The following is a 15791-nucleotide window of genomic DNA, read 5'->3' on the forward strand; positions in this document are numbered from 1 at the left end:
GGGTATATTTCGCCCATCCTCCCTCACACCCATGCTGACCGCGTCACCCGTCCACCCCTTGGAGCAACCCCATAGCGGTCGCTTGCTGCTCTGCGCCAGCTTGGCGGTGTTTGCGGCAGCCATGGTCGGCATCCTGCTGCGGCCGCTGGGTTACCTCTCGGTGTTCTGGCCCGCCAACCAGATCGTGCTGGTGCTGCTGCTGCGCTACCCGCGCCTCATGCGCCCGCTGGGGCTAGCCGCCCTTTTTGCCAGCTTTGTGCTGGCCGATCTGATCACCGGCACCTCCTTGTGGCTGTCCCTGGGCTTTACCACCGCCAACCTGTGCGGCGCCGCCTGCGGCTGGCTGTTCTTGCGCCGGCAATCCCAGCGCGATCTGCAGATGGAGGGCCAGTATTCCGCCTTGCTGGTGTTCTTTGCCAGCGGCATGGCCTCCACGGCATCGGCGGCCATTGGCGGGCCCATCAGCGCCTGGGCCTTTGATCTGTCGATGAGCCAGGGGCTGCTGATGTGGTGGACCGGCGAATGGATGAACGCGATGATGCTGCTGCCGTTCCTGCTGGCGCTGCCCTCGGCACGCAGCAGCGGCGCAAAGCAAGAGCGCCAGTCCTGGGCCTTGAAACTGCTGCCCGCACTGGCCGTGGTTGGCCTGGAGATGACCAGCTACATGGTGGGCAACAAGGTCGGCTCCTTGGTGTTCTCGCTGCCTGCGCTGCTGTGGTGCGCGCTGTCCTACCGCATCCTGACCACGGCCATCATCACCATGCTGGTGTTTGTGACCAAGGTGATCGTGATCTCCAACATCGTGGGCTTTATCCCCGCCAATGTGCTGGATGTGGCCAGCCTGCGCCTGGGCATCACGATGCTGATCCTGGGGCCGCTGTCGGTGGCGGGCTCGCACGCCGCACGCGCCGAGCTCCTGCACCGCATGCGCTACCAGGCCCACCATGACAGCCTCACCGATGTGCTCAGCCGCAATGGCTTTGTGCAGGCCAGCCACGCGCTGCTCAAGCGCCTGACCCATGAAGGCAGCTCGGCGGCGGTGCTGATGCTGGACCTGGACCATTTCAAGCGCGTCAACGACAACCACGGCCATGCCAGCGGCGACCGCCTGCTGCGCGATGTCAGCCAGGTGCTGACCGAATCGCTGCGCCCCCAGGATGTGCTGGGCCGCATCGGTGGCGAAGAGTTTGCCGTGGTGCTGCCCCATATCAGCTTTGAAGACGCCACCGCCATTGCCGAGCGCCTCTGCCATACCGTGCGCAGCGGCCACTTTCTGACGGCGCACCACGAGCCGCTGCAGGCCACGCTCAGCATCGGCCTGGCCTACAAACAAGCGTTGCGGGCGGGTGACAGCCTCGAAGACCTGCTGCGCGAAGCGGACCTGGCCCTGTACCAGGCCAAGGCCCAGGGCCGCGACTGCGCGGTCTGGACGGCGCCGCTCTCTGCGGCTTAACGCAGCAGCACCGGCGCCGACGCCAAGCCGCTGCGCTGCAAAAACGCCAACGCCGAGTCCACCGTCGCCGTTTCAATATGGCCGGCAAAGCGCTTTTCGGGCGGGTGGTCATCAAAGGCGATATTGGCGCGCGTCATGCGGCCGCCCAGCCGGGTCATCGCACCAATGCGCAAATCGCTGGGCTGGTAGCCCTGCAGCTGCAACCAGGCCTGCGCCTGGCCCCGGTCATGCACGGTTTGCGGCGCCAGCGCCTGGGCCAGGGTCTCCAGCGCCCACTGGTTGCTTTGCTGGTAACGCTGGCTCCAGGGATAGGCCAGCATGCTGTAGCGCGGCTCGTGCAGCTGCAAGGGCTGCGCGTTGGCCGACAGCGCCAGCAGCAGCTGTTGCTGCACCTCCTTGGCCGGCACCACCACCACCGCCTGGTAGCGCCACATATCGTCCAGGAAAAACTCGCCCAGGCCCTGGCGGTAGACATGGGAAGTGGCAGTGCCGCATTCATTGAGCTTGTGCACCACACGCCAGGCGCCGGTGGCCGATTTGTAGGCCCAGCCCATGTGCGAGAACTGCAGCTGGTACTTGCGCAGATCCTGGCCCTGGCGGCCCAGCAACACCAGCTGCGCACCGCTGGCATCCAGCGCCTGAGCGACGTTTTGCGCCAGGCTCAGGCTTTGGCGCACGCTGTCGAGCGTGGGCTTTTGCGGCTCGCAGCTGCGGCCGGCCTGCGCGGCCGTGGCGGCCAGCAGTGCGGCGGCCAGCAGGCCCAGGCGCAGAGGTTTCAACATGGCCATCTCCTTGGTCATCACAAGCGCTCGTTGTAGAGCAGTGCCTTACCCACCTCATTGGGAATAAAGGCAATCACCTCGCCAGCGGCCGACAGCAGCACCCCCGTGCCCACCACGCTGACAAGGAGGGCCGTGCCGACACCGGCGGCGCTGGCGCCCAGGGCACCGGCCGACAGCTCAATGCTGGCCGCCGCGCCGTCCGATGCGCTCTCCAGCAACCAGACCGTGCCCTTGGCCGATGCCTGCACGCCCTTGACGATGAGCTGGGCGCCATCGACCGACAGCGCGACCGGCAGGGCGACCACCGTGGCCGACGCCCCCACCGAGGCCGCCGTGCCCACGACGACCGAGGCAATCGGCAGGGCCGAGAGCACCAACGACGCATCGCTTTGTGCCTGGGCCGCCGGGGCGGTGGCCAAACCCAGCACCAGCGCGGTGCTGGCCAGAGTGGCAGCAGCGCGGCGCTGCCATTTGCGAACCGTAAGATTGAACATATGCTGCTCCCGTGTTGGCTGCATCATCCGATGGGCGCTCACACGCGCTCCTGCGGGTGGCCCGCGTCCTGCTCGCGGGGCGCGCTGCGCATGCTGCGGGCCTGTTGGATAGCGCTGGCCAGGTCCGACTCATGCTTGTCGCGCAGCATCTTGGCCAGGGTGAAGGCGGTGGTGATCATGTACATCCAGCTCACGCCCAGAAAGGCCTTATAGGTCGGGTTGATGTCCATGCTGAGCAAACCCCAGCCGGTCAGCCCCATCGCGATCGCAAAACCACCCCAGACCACAAAGCGCCACATGGGGGTGTCGCCAGCTGCCTGCCGGCTGTCCGCTTGCTTGTCCCGCACAAACTTGGCCAGCACAAAGGCGGCCGAGAGGCAGAACATATAGCCCATCACCATGAATGCCTGCTCCAGGTGTTGCCCTGGCAGCCAGGCCAGGCCGATCGTGCACATCGAGACCGCAATACCGAACGAGATCCATACCTGGTATTGCCATGCACGGGTGTCACGCTGAACAGGATTGGAGAATGGAGACATGGTGGGTCGGAGCAACAGGGCCCCGCGTTGGTTGAACACGCTGCGATGATGCAGGCAAGCGGCTGCGCCAGCATCCCCTTTTAATGCCGGTAGCATTTTTCAAAGAACCAGGTATCGAAAGGCAATACTTTCAAGGCGCCGCGTTTGTCGCCGGGCCTCGCGCCTGGGCGACGCTTCCATGGCATGATTCCAAGCATTCACCAAGAACCAGACAGGAGACCACCGTGCGCCAGCCGCCCCACCATGTGTCCGCCACCCCGCCAGCTGACCCCGCCGAACTGGCCGAGTGGTGCGATGCCTTCGATGGAATGCTGGCAGCCTATGGCTCGGCGCAGGGCAGGGAGCAGGCGGGCGCGCTGCTCGATGCGCTGCTGGCCCATGCCCGCAAGCGCCATGTGGCCTGGAAGCCCTCGGGCAACACGCCCTACGTCAACACCGTCACAGTGGATGAGCAGCCGCCCTACCCCGGCGATGTGGCGCTGGAGAAAAAGCTCTCGGCCATCCTGCGCTGGAACGCGCTGGCGATGGTGGTGCGTGCCAATGCCGCGCATGGCGAGCTGGGCGGCCACATCGCCAGCTATGCCTCGGCGGCCGATCTGTTCGAGACCGGCTTCAACCATTTCTTCCGCGCCGATGATGGCCACCAGGCCGCTGACCTGGTGTACTTCCAGCCCCACTCCTCGCCCGGCGTCTATGCCCGCGCCTTTCTGGAAGGGCGCCTGGGCGAGGAGAACCTGGCCCACTACCGCCAGGAGCTGGTGGCCGCCAGCCAGGGCATCCAGGGCCTGTGCTCCTACCCGCACCCCTACCTGATGCCCGAGTTCTGGCAGTTCCCCACCGGATCGATGGGCATTGGCCCGATCAATGCGATCTACCAGGCGCGCTTCATGCGCTACCTGGCCGACCGGGACCTGGCCGATACCGCCGGCCGCAAGGTCTGGGGCTTTTTTGGCGATGGCGAAATGGACGAGCCCGAATCCATCGCCGCCCTCACCCTGGCCGCCCGCGAGGGGCTGGACAACTGCATCTTCGTCATCAACTGCAACCTGCAGCGGCTCGATGGCCCGGTGCGCGGCAATGGCCGTATCGTCGATGAGCTCGAAGCGCTCTTTAGCGGCGCGGGCTGGAACGTCGTCAAGTGCCTCTGGGGCTCCGAGTGGGATGCGCTGCTGGCGCGCGACCACAGCCATGTGCTGGCGCGCACCTTTGCGCACACGGTCGACGGCGAGTTCCAGACCCTGTCGGCCAACGATGGCGCCTTCAACCGCGAGCATTTCTTCAACCAGAGCCCGGAGCTGGCGGCGCTGGTGGCCCACCTGTCCGACAGCGACATCGACCGCCTGCGCCGTGGCGGCCATGACCCGGTCAAGATCCACGCCGCCTTTGCCAGCGCCGCTGCGCACAGCGGCCAACCCACCGTCGTGCTGGCCAAGACCATGAAGGGCTACGGCATGGGCAGCATCGGCCAGGGCCGCATGACCTCGCACCAGCAAAAAAAGCTCGGCGCCGAAGACCTGCTGGCCTTTCGTGACCGCTTCAACCTGCCGCTCAGCGATGCCCAGGCCACCTCGGCCGCCTTCCTCAAGCCCGCCGATGGCAGCGCCGAGATGCGCTACCTGCTGGCGCGCCGCCAGGCGCTGGGCGGCTTTTTGCCGGCGCGCAAAGGCCAGGCCACGCCCGTGGCCGTGCCCGATCTGCAGGCGACGGCCGGCTTTGCACTGCAGGCCGAGGGCAAGCCGATGAGCACCACGATGGCCTTTGTGCGCCAGCTGGGCAACCTGCTCAAGGACCCGACCCTGGGCCCGCGCATCGTGCCCATCGTGGCCGATGAGGCACGCACCTTTGGCATGGCCGGGCTGTTCCGCCAGGTGGGCATTTACGCGCCTTTTGGCCAGCTCTACCAGCCCGAGGACAACGCCTCGATGCTGCTCTACCGCGAAGCGAGCAGCGGCCAGATTCTGGAAGAAGGCATCAGCGAAGCGGGCGCGCTGTCGTCCTGGACAGCGGCCGCCACCAGCTACAGCACCCATGGCACGGCCATGCTGCCGTTCTTCATCTTCTACAGCATGTTCGGCTTCCAGCGCGTGGGCGATCTGATCTGGGCCGCTGCCGACCAGCGCGCACGCGGCTTTTTGATCGGCGCCACATCCGGGCGCACCACCCTGGGCGGCGAAGGCCTGCAGCACCAGGACGGCAGCAGCCTGCTGAGCGCCTCCACGGTGCCCAACTGCAAGAGCTACGACCCCGCCTTTGCCGGCGAGCTGGCCGTCATCATCGACCATGGCATGCAGCGCATGCTGCAAGAGCAGCGCGACGAGTTCTTCTACATCACCGTCACCAACGAAAACGTGGCCAACCCCAGCCTGCCGCCTGAGGCCCATGAAGGCGTCATCCGGGGCATGTACCGGCTGCAGGCCGGCTCTGCGCACAGCCCGCGCCGGGTGCAACTGCTGGGCAGCGGCGCGATCATGGGCGAGGTGCTCAAGGCCGCTGCCATTCTGGAGCGCGAGCATGGCGTGGCTGCCGATGTCTGGAGTGTCACCAGCTATGCCGAGCTGGCCCGCGATGGCGAGGCCCAGCTGGAGCTCTGGCGTGCCGGCAAGGCCAGCGCCTCCAGCTGGTTTGCGCAGCAGCTGGCGTCTTCGCAAGGCCCCATCATTGCCGCCAGCGACTATGTGCGCGCCTTGCCCGAGCTGGTGCGCGCCTACCTGCCCACGGACGACCGTGGCCTGCCGCGCCAGCATTACTACACGCTGGGGACGGACGGCTTTGGCCGCAGTGATTCGCGCGCGGCGCTGCGCCAGCATTTCGCCGTCGATGCCGCCGCCATCGTGCAGACCTATCTGCGCAGCCAGCAGCGCTGAGCACCCGTTCAACGGGGGGTGCGCAAAAAAGCCAAGCCACTGTGCACAAGCGCCCAGCCGGGCGCGATACTCCTGAATTGATAGCTGCCCGTGCTTTTCAGACAAGCACTGGCAGCTATTTTTATGGAAGCTCTGCCCAATAAGGCACCCGGTGCAGCGCAGTAATTGTCCCAATACCACCCGGCGCTGTGCATGCCAGTATCTGCTCCATGCGGCTGCCGCATCGAGACAACACCATAAACATCAGGAGCAACTATGCAACGCACTCGCCTGGCGCAAGCCTTGGCCACCTTGGGACTGCTGGGCTTGACCGCCGCCATGGGCACGGCCCATGCACAGGACAAGGTCAAGATTGGCTATATCTCCGACCTGTCGAGCCTCTATGCCGACCTCGAAGGCAAGGGTGGCGCCACCGCCATCCAGATGGCGATTGACGACTTTGGCGGCAAGGTGCTGGGCAAGCCGATTGAAATGCTGGTCGTCGACCACCAGAACAAGGCCGATATCGCCGCCAGCAAGGCACGCGAGTGGATCGACACACAGAACCTGACGATGATCTTCAGCGGTACCAACTCGGGCACGGCGCTGGCGCTGGCCAAGGTGGCCGATGAGAAAAAGCGCGTGATGATCAACAACGGCGCGGGCACCTCGGCGCTGACCAACGAAGCCTGCACGCCTTACACCGTGCACTATGCCTATGACACCGTGGCGCTGTCCAAGGGTGCGGCCGGCGCCATTGTCGACAACGGCGGCAAGAACTGGTTCTTTCTGACCGCCGACTATGCCTTTGGCCATGCGATGGAAGCCGATGCCACCAAGGTCGTCAAGGCCAAGGGCGGCGCCGTGGCTGCGGCCGTGCGCCACCCGCTCAATGCCTCCGACTTCTCGTCCTTCCTGCTGCAGGCGCAAAGCTCCAAGGCCCAGGTGCTGGCGCTGGCCAATGCCGGCGGCGACACCATCAACGCCATCAAGGCGGCCAAGGAATTCGGCATCGACAAGTCGATGAAGATTGCGCCGCTGCTCGTCTTCTACAGCGACATCCACAGTCTGGGCCTGAAGAACACCGCCGGCATGCAGTTCGTCACCAGCTGGTACTGGGACATGAACGATGCAACGCGCAAGTTTGCCGACGCCTACATGAAAAAAACCCAGCGCCGCCCCACCGAAATCCAGGCCGCCGACTACTCGGCCACGATGAACTACCTCAAGGCCGTGCAGGCTGCCGGCACCACCGATGCCGACAAGGTGATGGAGACCTGGCGCGGCATGAAGATGGACGACTTCTTTGGCTCGGGCACCTTGCGCGCCGACGGCAGCTACATCCACGACATGTACCTGGTCCAGGTCAAGACCCCGCAGGAATCCAAGGGCACCTGGGACTACTACAAGATCGTCAAGAAGCTGCCCGGTGACGAGGTGTTCACGACCAAGGAAGAAACCAAGTGCGCGCTGTGGAAGTGAGCTGAGTCCAACCGTGCAACCCCACCATGCCTGGCGATGCCAGGCATTTTTCTTGCATGAACACGGCGGCGCCGGCGCGCCAGCCACCTTGTCACGGGCTGTTTTTTATCGTCCCCCATAATGGGCCTGCCATCCGCAGAAAAGGAAATCCTATGTCCCAGACTCCCAGCAATGCCGATTTCGACTCCCTTCTCCCGGGCCGCGCCACCTTGGCCGGCAGCACCCGCCGCAGCGCCCTGCAAATGGCGCTGGGCGTAGGCTACGCCGCAGCAGCGGTGCCAGTGATGGCGCAAACCGCCATCAAGACCCCCGATGCCGGGCTGACGGCCGGCACGATCCAGTACACGGTTGACGGCTTCCAGGTCAGCGCCTACCGCGCAGCACCTGCTGGCAAGACCAACCTGCCGGTGATCCTGGTGATCCAGGAAATCTTTGGCGTGCACGACTACATTGCCGATACCTGCCGCCGCCTGGCCCAGCTGGGCTACCTGGCCATTGCGCCCGAGCTGTTTGCGCGCCAGGGCGACCCGCGCAAATACACCGAAATCAGCCAGCTGCAAAGCGAGCTGGTCAGCAAGGTACCCGATGCCCAGGTCATCAAGGACCTGGACGCTGCCCTGGCCTGGGCCAAGGACAATGGCGGCGACACCAGCCGCGCCGGCATCACCGGTTTTTGCTGGGGTGGCCGCATAACCTGGCTCTATGCCGCCACCGGCAAGGTCAAGGCCGGTGTCGCCTGGTATGGCCGCCTGCAAGGCGCTGCGAGCGACCTGCAGCCCAAGCACCCGATTGACCTGAGCGGCGCACTCAAGGCCCCCGTGCTCGGCCTCTACGGCGGCAAGGACCAGGGCATTCCGCTTGAGTCCGTGGAGGCCATGAAGCAAAGCCTGCAAAAGGCCGGTGCCGCAGGCAATGCCGCCGCTGCTGCGTCGAGCTTCCATGTCTACCCGGAAGCGGGCCACGCCTTCCATGCCGACTACCGCCCCAGCTACCGCAAGGATGCGGCCGATGACGGCTGGAAGCGCATGCAGGACTGGTTCAAGACGCATGGCGTCATCTAAAACCTAGATCGCCAGCGACTCCGCAAGATAAAACCCCTGCCAGCGCACGATGCGCGGGCAGGGGTTTGTCGTTGCTGGGGCGCTCAGTTCATTGGGTTGTCGCGCCAGAACAGGTCCCAGGGGTCCATTTCCTTGCCGTCGGGGAATTTGCACACCGTGTTCTTGCCCTTGGGCGTGTTGAGCAAGGCGCCGCCCATCTGCACGCAGTAGGCCGATGCGGGGCTGCGCGGGCCGGCATAGACGGTGGCGCGTGTGAAAGCCTCCTTCTCTTCAGGGTCATGCAGCGGCTTCAGGCCCGAAGTACTGGTGCAGGCGGCCAGGGCGGACATGGCCACCAGGGCTGCCACGCTTTTGTACAGAATCGTTAGAGAGGTCATCACAAAGCCATTCGTTGTCCAGCCTGCATTATCCCAAAGCGGGCGAGCCACTGCCATGGCCCCTCTCCTGGTCCAGCAGTTCGCCCACGCGCTGGCGCAGCTGCTCGGCAGAGCACTCGGCAGCCGGGCTGGCAGCGCCAATGCGCAAGGTCACGCGGTTGAACAAGCCTCGGCGGAACGGCCGGGTCATCGCGCCCTTGGGCTCGATGCGGCTGAAGAACGACCCCCAGAGGTTGGTCAGCGCCATCGGCACCACAGATACCTCCAGCCCATCGGCACGGGCCTGCTCCAAGATCTTCATCACGCCGCCCTTGAAGGCCTGCAGCTCGCCATCGCGGGTGATGCCGCCCTCGGGAAAGATAGCGAGCAGATCGCCCTCGCGCAGCACCTGCGCGGCCCGGGCAAAGGCGGCCTCGTAGACGGCAGGGTCTTCGCTGCGGGGCGCCACCGGAATGGCCTTGCACAGGCGGAACAGCCAGCCCAGCAGGGGCGTGCGGAAGATGCGGTAGTCCATCACAAAGTAAATGGGGCGCGGGCTGGCGGCCATCATCAGGATGGGGTCGACAAAGCTCACATGGTTGCAGGTCAGCAGCGCCGGCCCGCTGGTGGGGATGTGCTGCGCGCCCTGCACGCGAAAGCGGTAGACCAGGTTGGTGACCAGCCAGGCAATGCAGCGCAGCAGGTATTCGGGCACCAGCAAGAAGATGTAGGTGGCAACGATGGCATTGGCAATGCCAGTGAACAGAAAGATCTGCGGCACCGTGAAGCCCGCGCCCAGCAAGGCGCCGGCAATGACCGAGCTGGCAATCATGAACAGCGCATTCAAGATATTGTTGGCCGCAATGATGCGGGCGCGGTGCGTGGGTTGGCTGCGCAGCTGGATCAGCGCATACATGGGCACGCTGTAGAGGCCCGCAAACAGCGACAGCAAGGCCAGGTCGGCCATCACGCGCCAGTGCGCCGGCTGGCTGATGAACGCCAGCGCCGTCCAGGCCTGGGCCGGCTGCGCCAGGCCGCGCGAGGCAAAGTACAGGTCAATCGCAAACACGCTCATGCCGATGGTGCCAATGGGTACCAGGCCGATCTCCACCTGGCGGCGCGAGAGCACTTCGCACAGCAGCGAACCCAGGCCGATGCCGATGGAAAACACCACCAGCAGCAGCGAGGCGACATGCTCGTTGCCATGCAGCACCTCCTTGGCAAAGCTGGGGAACTGGCTCAGAAACACCGCGCCAAAGAACCACATCCAGCTGATGCCCAGCAGCGAGCGGAACACCACCACATTGCCGTGCGCCAGCTTCAGGTTGCGCCAGGTCTCGCTCACCGGGTTCCAGTTGATCTGGAGGCCCGGGTCGGTGGCCGGCACCACCGGCACGCCTTGCGCCGTGAGGCGCCCCACCACCGCCAGGCCCAGGCAGGCCACGCCCACCGCGGCATGGCCGATACCGGGCAGAGCCACCAGCAGGCCACCCACGACATTGCCCAGCAAGATGGCGACAAAGGTGCCCATCTCGACCATGCCATTGCCGCCGGTCAGCTCATCGTCGCGCAGCACCTGGGGCAGGTAGGCAAACTTCACCGGCCCGAACAGCGTGGAATGCAGGCCCATCAAGAACACGCAGCCCAGCAGCAGCGCCGGGCTCTCGATCCAGAAGCCCACACCAGCGATCAGCATCACGCCAATCTCCAGGTCCTTGACGAAGCGGATCATGCGGTGCTTTTCGTACTTGTCGGTCAGTTGCCCCGAGGTGGCCGAGAACAGCAAAAAAGGCAGGATGAACAAGGCCCCGATCACCAGGCCGGCCATCGCAGGCGGCATCCAGGCCACCTGCAGCTGGTAGGTCACCATGACGGTGAAGGCGAACTTGAACAGGTTGTCGTTGGCGGCCCCGGCGAACTGGGTCCAGAAGAAAGGGGCAAAGCGGCGCTGGCCCAGCAAGGCAAACTGGTTGGGATGGTCTGGCGCCTCAGTGGCAGGCACAGACGGGGCATGTGGACGGTTCATGGAACAAGCATCTCCTGGCGGATCAAGGGCGGTGGGGGTGGTCGGTACCGGGCATTCAGCGCAAACGCCCTGCCCCCAGCGCGCCGCCCCCGATTGTGCCTGCGGACGCGCGGTTTGCGTGCGCCCAATGGCGCAGTTGCTGCAAGCTGCGCAGCAGCGGCAACACCGCCAGCGCAGCGGCCAGGTGCTTGAGCGCATGGCCGGCCACCAGATGGCCGCTGCCGGCCCAGACAGCGGCATCGCCCAGCTCGAACAGCTTGGCCAGCGCATACCAGGCCACGATGGCGGCCAGGGGCCAGCGGATGAGATGAGCGGCCGGTGGGCTGCGCTGCTGCCACACGGCCAGTACCACCAGCAGCACCATGCCTGCGCCTTGCAACACGGCCCAGGGCAGCAACTGCCCGGTCTGCAACCAGATCCACAGCGCCAGCGGCCCGCCCAGCAGCACGGCGAGTGCTGTCAGCCAGGCGGCGCGGGCGTTCAGCAGCGACTGCAGCGCCAGGCCCAGCACCCCGGCAAACACCGGCACCATGCCCATGCGGTCCCAGAAGACGCGCAGATCACCGGGCAGCAGGTGGTAGTAGGACGAACCGGCGGCAGTCAGCACCAGGCCGCCAAACACCAGCAGCAACCAGGGCGTCGCCCTTTGAGAGCGCAGCGTCTCTGCGGGCGTTTTGAAAGTCGCCAGCAAGCCCCAGATGCCGACCAGCAGGAACGGCAGATTGCTCAGCACATCGGCCGCGTTGACCAGGCCCAGCAGCGGGCGCTGGTCGGCAAAGTCATGGTAATGGGCCGCCTGCGGCACATGGGGCCCCAGGCAGGCCAAGGCCAGCAGGGCGGCATAGAAGGCATACAGCGCGTATTCCGCAGCCAGGCTGCGGGGGCTTGGGGGTTGGGAGGTATCAGTCATGGCCTGCACTGTGCCGCTGGCGCGCCAGAGCGTCTCGCAATCCCGGCGCGATCCCCTATGATGGCACCCAAAGTATGACAGGACGATACCCATGAGCACCACCGCCGATCTGGTACTGGCATTGAAGAAAGAGCTGAAGGCCGCACAGATGACCTATGCCGACCTGGCCGAGGCGCTGGGCATGGCTGAGTCCAGCGTCAAGCGCATGCTGGCCAAGGGCGACATGCCGCTGTCGCGCATCGATGCCATCTGCCATGTGCTGCGCCTCGATTTTGCCGACCTGGCGCGCCGCGTGGCCGACAACCAGCCGCTGATCAAGGAGCTGACGCAGCAGCAGGAGCAGGCGGTAGTGGCAGACAAGAAGCTGCTGCTGATGGCCATCTGCGTGCTCAGCCAGTGGACGCTGGAGCAGGTGCTGGCCACCTACCGCTTGAGCGAGGCCGAGGGCATCAAGTACCTGGCGCAGCTCGACCGCATCGGCATCATCGAGTTGCGCCCGATGAACCGCTACCGGCTCAAGCTGGCCAAGACCTTCCGCTGGCGCCCACATGGCCCGGTGATGGAGTATTTCCGCGAGAACGCGGTGCACGACTATTTCTCGGGCACCTTCGACAAATCCGGCGAGGGCTTGATGCTCGTGCATGGCGCCATCAGCCGCACCCTGGCGCCGGCCTTTTTGGAGCGCCTGCAGCGCGTGGCCCAGGACTTTGCACAGCAGCACCTGACCGACCAGCGCCTGCCCGAGAAGGAGCGCGAGGGCTACACCCTGCTGCTGGCCATGCGCAGCTGGGAGCTGTCGGTGTTTACCGAAATGCGGCGCCTGCAGCCGGGTGGCAACCGCTAAGCGGCCTGGGTAAACAGCATCAGCGCACCGGCATAGCGGTGCAGCTGCTGGCCGGCAATCTCGCCCTGGCTGTAAAAACCCACCAGCGGGATATCGCCCAGCACATGGTGGATCAGCTCCAGCTCGGCGCCGGGCACGCCGAAATAGGGACTCGCCCGCTGCGCGCAGCTGATGTAGACGGCCCCTGCAATGCGGCGGCCGGCCGCCGCATCGCCCAGGGCGCTATCGCCCAGCGGCAGACCGGTCTGCGCCTCGGCGGGCGACAGCGACTCTTGCAGTTCGGCACACATGCGCAGCAAATCGGCGCGGGCCGCCGACAGGTTGCGCTGGCAAAAGCACAGGTACTGCTGGGGCTGCGCCAGCTCTGACAGCACAATGCCCCGGCTGGCCATGTCCACGCCTACCAGCGGCACCACGCGCGCCTCCGGGCCCAGCTGCCCGGCGTGCACAGCCGATTCGGGCGCATGCGGCTCCAGCGCGGCATGGATATGGCGCATCGTGCGGGTGGCCCGCTCGGGGTCCGCATCCAGCCGCACGGGCATCAGCTCTTCGAGCACATCGAGCGCGGGCCGGCCATCCAAAGCCAGCACCACATGGCCTTGCATCGCGGTGATGCGCATGCGCGCGCCCATGACCTGGCAGCCTTGGGTCAGCTCCTGCACCACACCGGCATCGGCAGAGAACGCCAGGCCCGAGAGCCCACCGCGCAGCACTCCGCTGTGGCTCGGGCCCAGCGCCTTGCTCCAGGCCAGTTGCAGCGGCGCCACCGCCTCGGAGTTAAGGCCGCCAAGCACGCTGCCGGCGCGCGTACGCGCGGCCAGCTCTTCGAGCAGTTCTGCAAAATCCGGCAGGCCCGCATCGGCATGCACCAGCGCGCGCTCCCAGGGCGATGTAGGCGCCACCGGCAGTGGTGCGATGCCCGAAAACAGGCGGTAGGAATGGGCAGGCAGCTCCAGCAGCATGACCGACAGCGCTGGCTCGTTCAGGTATTCGGCATGCGAGGCCATGACGCCCACGCCGACCGAGCCGCTCCAGTCGCCGATCTGCGGAAACTCGTCCTGCAAGGCTTCCAGCAGCTGCGGCGCATGGCGCGCAAAGGCATCGGTGAAATACACCAGCCCCAGGTTGGGCGCGCTGGCATAGCCCGCCTGGGCCATGCGGCCACGCAGTTGCGCCACCACCAGCGCCACGGCCATCCGCCAGTCGGGGTGGGTCACATGGCCATAGGGAAAAAGCTTTGTGCCTGCCATTGTCAAAAACCTGCTGCTGCGCGGCGGCCAGGCCAGTCCCGCGCTAGAAAATCACCAACGCTCAATCTACTTTTCTGACTCAACGCTGGCCGGGGGAGGGCTTGCGCGAGGCGGCCTTCCGCGGGGCGGCCGTCCGTGAGGCAGCCTTGCGTGGCGCGGACTGTCGGTTGCCGTTGGCGGGCGTCGCCTTGCGGGGTGCCGTCTGCTTGCTGGCACTGCGTGCCGCGCTGGGCTGCGGCCCGCTCTTGGGCTTCTGAGCAGACGGCTTGGCAGCATGATTGCTGCCTGACGAAGCCGTGCTGCGCTTGGCGGCGGTCGGCTGGCCCATCGCCGCTTTGGCTGCCGCCTTGCCGGCTTCGGCCATCTCTTCGGCCGTGCTGCGCACCGCCTGCGCGGCAGTGGCTGCCGCCTGCTGGGTGCTGGCCGCATGGGCCATCGCCTGCTCAGTGACATCCTGCACCGCCTGCTGGGCAATGTGCTGGAACTGCTGGGTCAGCGCGCCCCACCACTGCATGGGATCGGTCACCGAGGCTGCTGCGGCACTGCTGGCTTGCTCGGCTTGTTCCGGCGGTTCTGAAGCGGCGGCGGCTGGCGCGGGAGCCGGTGTGGCTGCAGGCGCTGGGCTGGGTGCGGCTTGCGCTGGGGCCGAGGCCTGCGGCGCAGCCGCTGCGGCAGCTTCTTGCGCCTGCGCTGCCGTGCTCTGCGCAAATTGCTGCCAGCTTTGCACCATGGTGCTGGCCCAGTTCTCTACCGGCACATTCATCGTCTGCAAGGCCGACAAGGTCATCTTCTGCACTTCCATCGCCTGGATGGTGGCGGCCAGCGCCCGCTGGTTCTGCTCCAGCCAGAACAGCACGGTTTTCAGCTCCTGAATCCGCTTTTCCAGGTCCGGCACATTCATCGTGGGCGCCACCCATTCCTGCCATTGCGCAAAAGCCGCAGAAGGCTTGGAGCTGCTGCCCGCTGCGAGCTTTTGCAGAAAATCGAAACCAGGGGCAAAGGGGTTGAATGACTGGGCGGAGTCCTGCATGGTGTTGTCTCCAGGGGTTGGGGCTGTTGGCCGCGGTTGCAATGCCAGGGTGTATGCTGCACAGCTTAGCGGATTGTGCAGCCCCTGCCTATGTGATAAATCGCTTGCGGCTGCGTACGACCACCCTTGCAACCCTGCCTTTTGAGCCCGCCACCATGCAGAGCCTTTTCCATCTCGCCTTCCATGTGCACGACCTGGATGCTGCACGCCACTTCTACCGCGACACGCTCGGCTGCGCCGAAGGCCGCAGCACCGACAGCTGGGTGGATTTTGATTTCTTTGGCCACCAGATCTCCTGCCACCTGGGCAAGCCTTTTGAGACCAGCAACACCGGCCTGGTGGGCAACCACAAGGTGCCGATGCCGCACTTCGGTCTGGTGCTGAAACTCGAAGACTGGAAGCAGCTGGCCGAGCGCCTGCGCGCCGCCAACACCCGTTTTGTGCTGGAGCCCCAGGTGCGCTTTGAAGGCGAGCCCGGCGAGCAGTGGACGATGTTCTTCTATGACCCGAGCGGCAACCCGATCGAGGTCAAAGGCTTTCGCTCGCTGGAGCAGTTGTACGCGCATTGATGGGGCGCGGAGGCCCCGCGACTGACGGCGGGCGGGCGCTGGTGCTACCCTGCCCTGGGCGGGTGGCGCATCGACCCTGCCCGGTTGCTTGTTGACGCACGGGGCGCGGACAACAAAAAAGCCAGCTCGAAAGCTGGCTTTTGGTGTTCTGG

General features: G+C 65.7%; 14 protein-coding genes. 6 read left to right on the top strand and 8 right to left on the bottom strand.

Annotation, left to right across the window (positions count from 1 at the left end):
* The first annotated feature begins 31 nt into the window (after positions 1-31).
* Positions 32-1453 (top strand): GGDEF domain-containing protein, encoded by a 1422-nt coding sequence (locus WH367_RS17300; protein WP_148293327.1) that lies wholly within the window; start codon positions 32-34, stop codon positions 1451-1453.
* Here the strand turns inward: WH367_RS17300 and WH367_RS17305 are convergent.
* The 3 genes from WH367_RS17305 to WH367_RS17315 are packed head-to-tail and all read right to left on the bottom strand — an operon-like array spanning position 1450 to position 3268.
* Entirely contained in the window at positions 1450-2235 is a 786-nt protein-coding gene (locus WH367_RS17305) for a DUF2145 domain-containing protein (RefSeq protein ID WP_339537034.1), read from the bottom strand. The two genes, WH367_RS17300 and WH367_RS17305, sit on opposite strands and share 4 nt — an antisense overlap.
* A gap of 17 nt (positions 2236-2252) precedes the next feature.
* A complete protein-coding gene (locus WH367_RS17310; RefSeq protein WP_339537035.1) occupies positions 2253-2729 on the bottom strand; it encodes a hypothetical protein in 477 nt (158 codons plus the stop codon).
* Between the two features lie 38 nt (positions 2730-2767).
* A complete protein-coding gene (locus WH367_RS17315; RefSeq protein ID WP_339537036.1) occupies positions 2768-3268 on the bottom strand; it encodes a YiaA/YiaB family inner membrane protein in 501 nt (166 codons plus the stop codon).
* 224 nt (positions 3269-3492) lie between these two features.
* Here WH367_RS17315 and mdeB point away from each other — a divergent pair, with 224 nt between their 5' ends.
* The 3 genes from mdeB to WH367_RS17330 all read left to right on the top strand — a co-directional run bounded on the left by mdeB (position 3493) and on the right by WH367_RS17330 (position 8654).
* A complete protein-coding gene (gene mdeB / locus WH367_RS17320; RefSeq protein WP_339537037.1) occupies positions 3493-6132 on the top strand; it encodes an alpha-ketoglutarate dehydrogenase in 2640 nt (879 codons plus the stop codon).
* Positions 6133-6387: 255 nt separating this feature from the next.
* Positions 6388-7593 carry an ABC transporter substrate-binding protein gene (locus WH367_RS17325; protein WP_021028330.1) on the top strand — a complete coding sequence of 402 codons (1206 nt, stop codon included), beginning with the start codon at positions 6388-6390 and terminating at the stop codon, positions 7591-7593.
* Positions 7594-7745: 152 nt separating this feature from the next.
* The gene (locus WH367_RS17330) at positions 7746-8654 is read left to right on the top strand and encodes a dienelactone hydrolase family protein (protein ID WP_339537038.1); all 909 of its coding nucleotides are present in this window, start codon (positions 7746-7748) and stop codon (positions 8652-8654) included.
* An 83-nt stretch (positions 8655-8737) separates the two neighbouring features.
* Here WH367_RS17330 and WH367_RS17335 read toward each other — a convergent pair whose 3' ends face one another.
* The 3 genes from WH367_RS17335 to WH367_RS17345 are packed head-to-tail and all read right to left on the bottom strand — an operon-like array spanning position 8738 to position 11946.
* Positions 8738-9031: a putative hemolysin gene (locus tag WH367_RS17335; RefSeq protein WP_339537039.1), complete on the bottom strand. Its 294-nt coding sequence runs from the start codon at positions 9029-9031 to the stop codon at positions 8738-8740.
* Positions 9032-9059: 28 nt separating this feature from the next.
* Positions 9060-11036, bottom strand: coding sequence for an MFS transporter (locus WH367_RS17340; RefSeq protein ID WP_339537040.1), 1977 nt, complete (start codon positions 11034-11036; stop codon positions 9060-9062).
* A gap of 55 nt (positions 11037-11091) precedes the next feature.
* Positions 11092-11946 carry a hypothetical protein gene (locus tag WH367_RS17345; RefSeq protein ID WP_339537041.1) on the bottom strand — a complete coding sequence of 285 codons (855 nt, stop codon included), beginning with the start codon at positions 11944-11946 and terminating at the stop codon, positions 11092-11094.
* A 91-nt stretch (positions 11947-12037) separates the two neighbouring features.
* Here WH367_RS17345 and WH367_RS17350 point away from each other — a divergent pair, with 91 nt between their 5' ends.
* Positions 12038-12790 (top strand): helix-turn-helix domain-containing protein, encoded by a 753-nt coding sequence (locus tag WH367_RS17350; protein WP_116926318.1) that lies wholly within the window; start codon positions 12038-12040, stop codon positions 12788-12790.
* Here the strand turns inward: WH367_RS17350 and WH367_RS17355 are convergent.
* The gene (locus WH367_RS17355) at positions 12787-14040 is read right to left on the bottom strand and encodes an FIST signal transduction protein (RefSeq protein WP_339537042.1); all 1254 of its coding nucleotides are present in this window, start codon (positions 14038-14040) and stop codon (positions 12787-12789) included. The two genes, WH367_RS17350 and WH367_RS17355, sit on opposite strands and share 4 nt — an antisense overlap.
* Before the next feature lie 79 nt (positions 14041-14119).
* The gene (locus WH367_RS17360; RefSeq protein WP_339537043.1) at positions 14120-15070 is read right to left on the bottom strand and encodes a PhaM family polyhydroxyalkanoate granule multifunctional regulatory protein; all 951 of its coding nucleotides are present in this window, start codon (positions 15068-15070) and stop codon (positions 14120-14122) included.
* Between the two features lie 155 nt (positions 15071-15225).
* On the opposite strand from WH367_RS17360, the gene WH367_RS17365 reads away from it, so the two are divergent.
* Positions 15226-15639: a VOC family protein gene (locus tag WH367_RS17365; RefSeq protein WP_027011219.1), complete on the top strand. Its 414-nt coding sequence runs from the start codon at positions 15226-15228 to the stop codon at positions 15637-15639.
* Positions 15640-15791 lie beyond the last annotated feature (152 nt).

Source organism: Comamonas sp. MYb21 (genome assembly GCF_037479395.1).
In the GTDB taxonomy this organism is placed as follows: Bacteria; Pseudomonadota; Gammaproteobacteria; order Burkholderiales; family Burkholderiaceae_C; genus Comamonas.

What these genes read in the sequence shown, in the direction of transcription:
- WH367_RS17300 (WP_148293327.1), top strand. Translation starts at nt 32, where the DNA reads ATGCTGACCGCGTCACCCGTCCACCCCTTGGAGCAACCCCATAGCGGT.
- WH367_RS17305 (WP_339537034.1), bottom strand. Translation starts at nt 2,235, where the DNA reads ATGTTGAAACCTCTGCGCCTGGGCCTGCTGGCCGCCGCACTGCTGGCC.
- WH367_RS17310 (WP_339537035.1), bottom strand. Translation starts at nt 2,729, where the DNA reads ATGTTCAATCTTACGGTTCGCAAATGGCAGCGCCGCGCTGCTGCCACT.
- WH367_RS17315 (WP_339537036.1), bottom strand. Translation starts at nt 3,268, where the DNA reads ATGTCTCCATTCTCCAATCCTGTTCAGCGTGACACCCGTGCATGGCAA.
- WH367_RS17325 (WP_021028330.1), top strand. Translation starts at nt 6,388, where the DNA reads ATGCAACGCACTCGCCTGGCGCAAGCCTTGGCCACCTTGGGACTGCTG.
- WH367_RS17330 (WP_339537038.1), top strand. Translation starts at nt 7,746, where the DNA reads ATGTCCCAGACTCCCAGCAATGCCGATTTCGACTCCCTTCTCCCGGGC.
- WH367_RS17335 (WP_339537039.1), bottom strand. Translation starts at nt 9,031, where the DNA reads ATGACCTCTCTAACGATTCTGTACAAAAGCGTGGCAGCCCTGGTGGCC.
- WH367_RS17340 (WP_339537040.1), bottom strand. Translation starts at nt 11,036, where the DNA reads ATGAACCGTCCACATGCCCCGTCTGTGCCTGCCACTGAGGCGCCAGAC.
- WH367_RS17345 (WP_339537041.1), bottom strand. Translation starts at nt 11,946, where the DNA reads ATGACTGATACCTCCCAACCCCCAAGCCCCCGCAGCCTGGCTGCGGAA.
- WH367_RS17350 (WP_116926318.1), top strand. Translation starts at nt 12,038, where the DNA reads ATGAGCACCACCGCCGATCTGGTACTGGCATTGAAGAAAGAGCTGAAG.
- WH367_RS17355 (WP_339537042.1), bottom strand. Translation starts at nt 14,040, where the DNA reads ATGGCAGGCACAAAGCTTTTTCCCTATGGCCATGTGACCCACCCCGAC.
- WH367_RS17360 (WP_339537043.1), bottom strand. Translation starts at nt 15,070, where the DNA reads ATGCAGGACTCCGCCCAGTCATTCAACCCCTTTGCCCCTGGTTTCGAT.
- WH367_RS17365 (WP_027011219.1), top strand. Translation starts at nt 15,226, where the DNA reads ATGCAGAGCCTTTTCCATCTCGCCTTCCATGTGCACGACCTGGATGCT.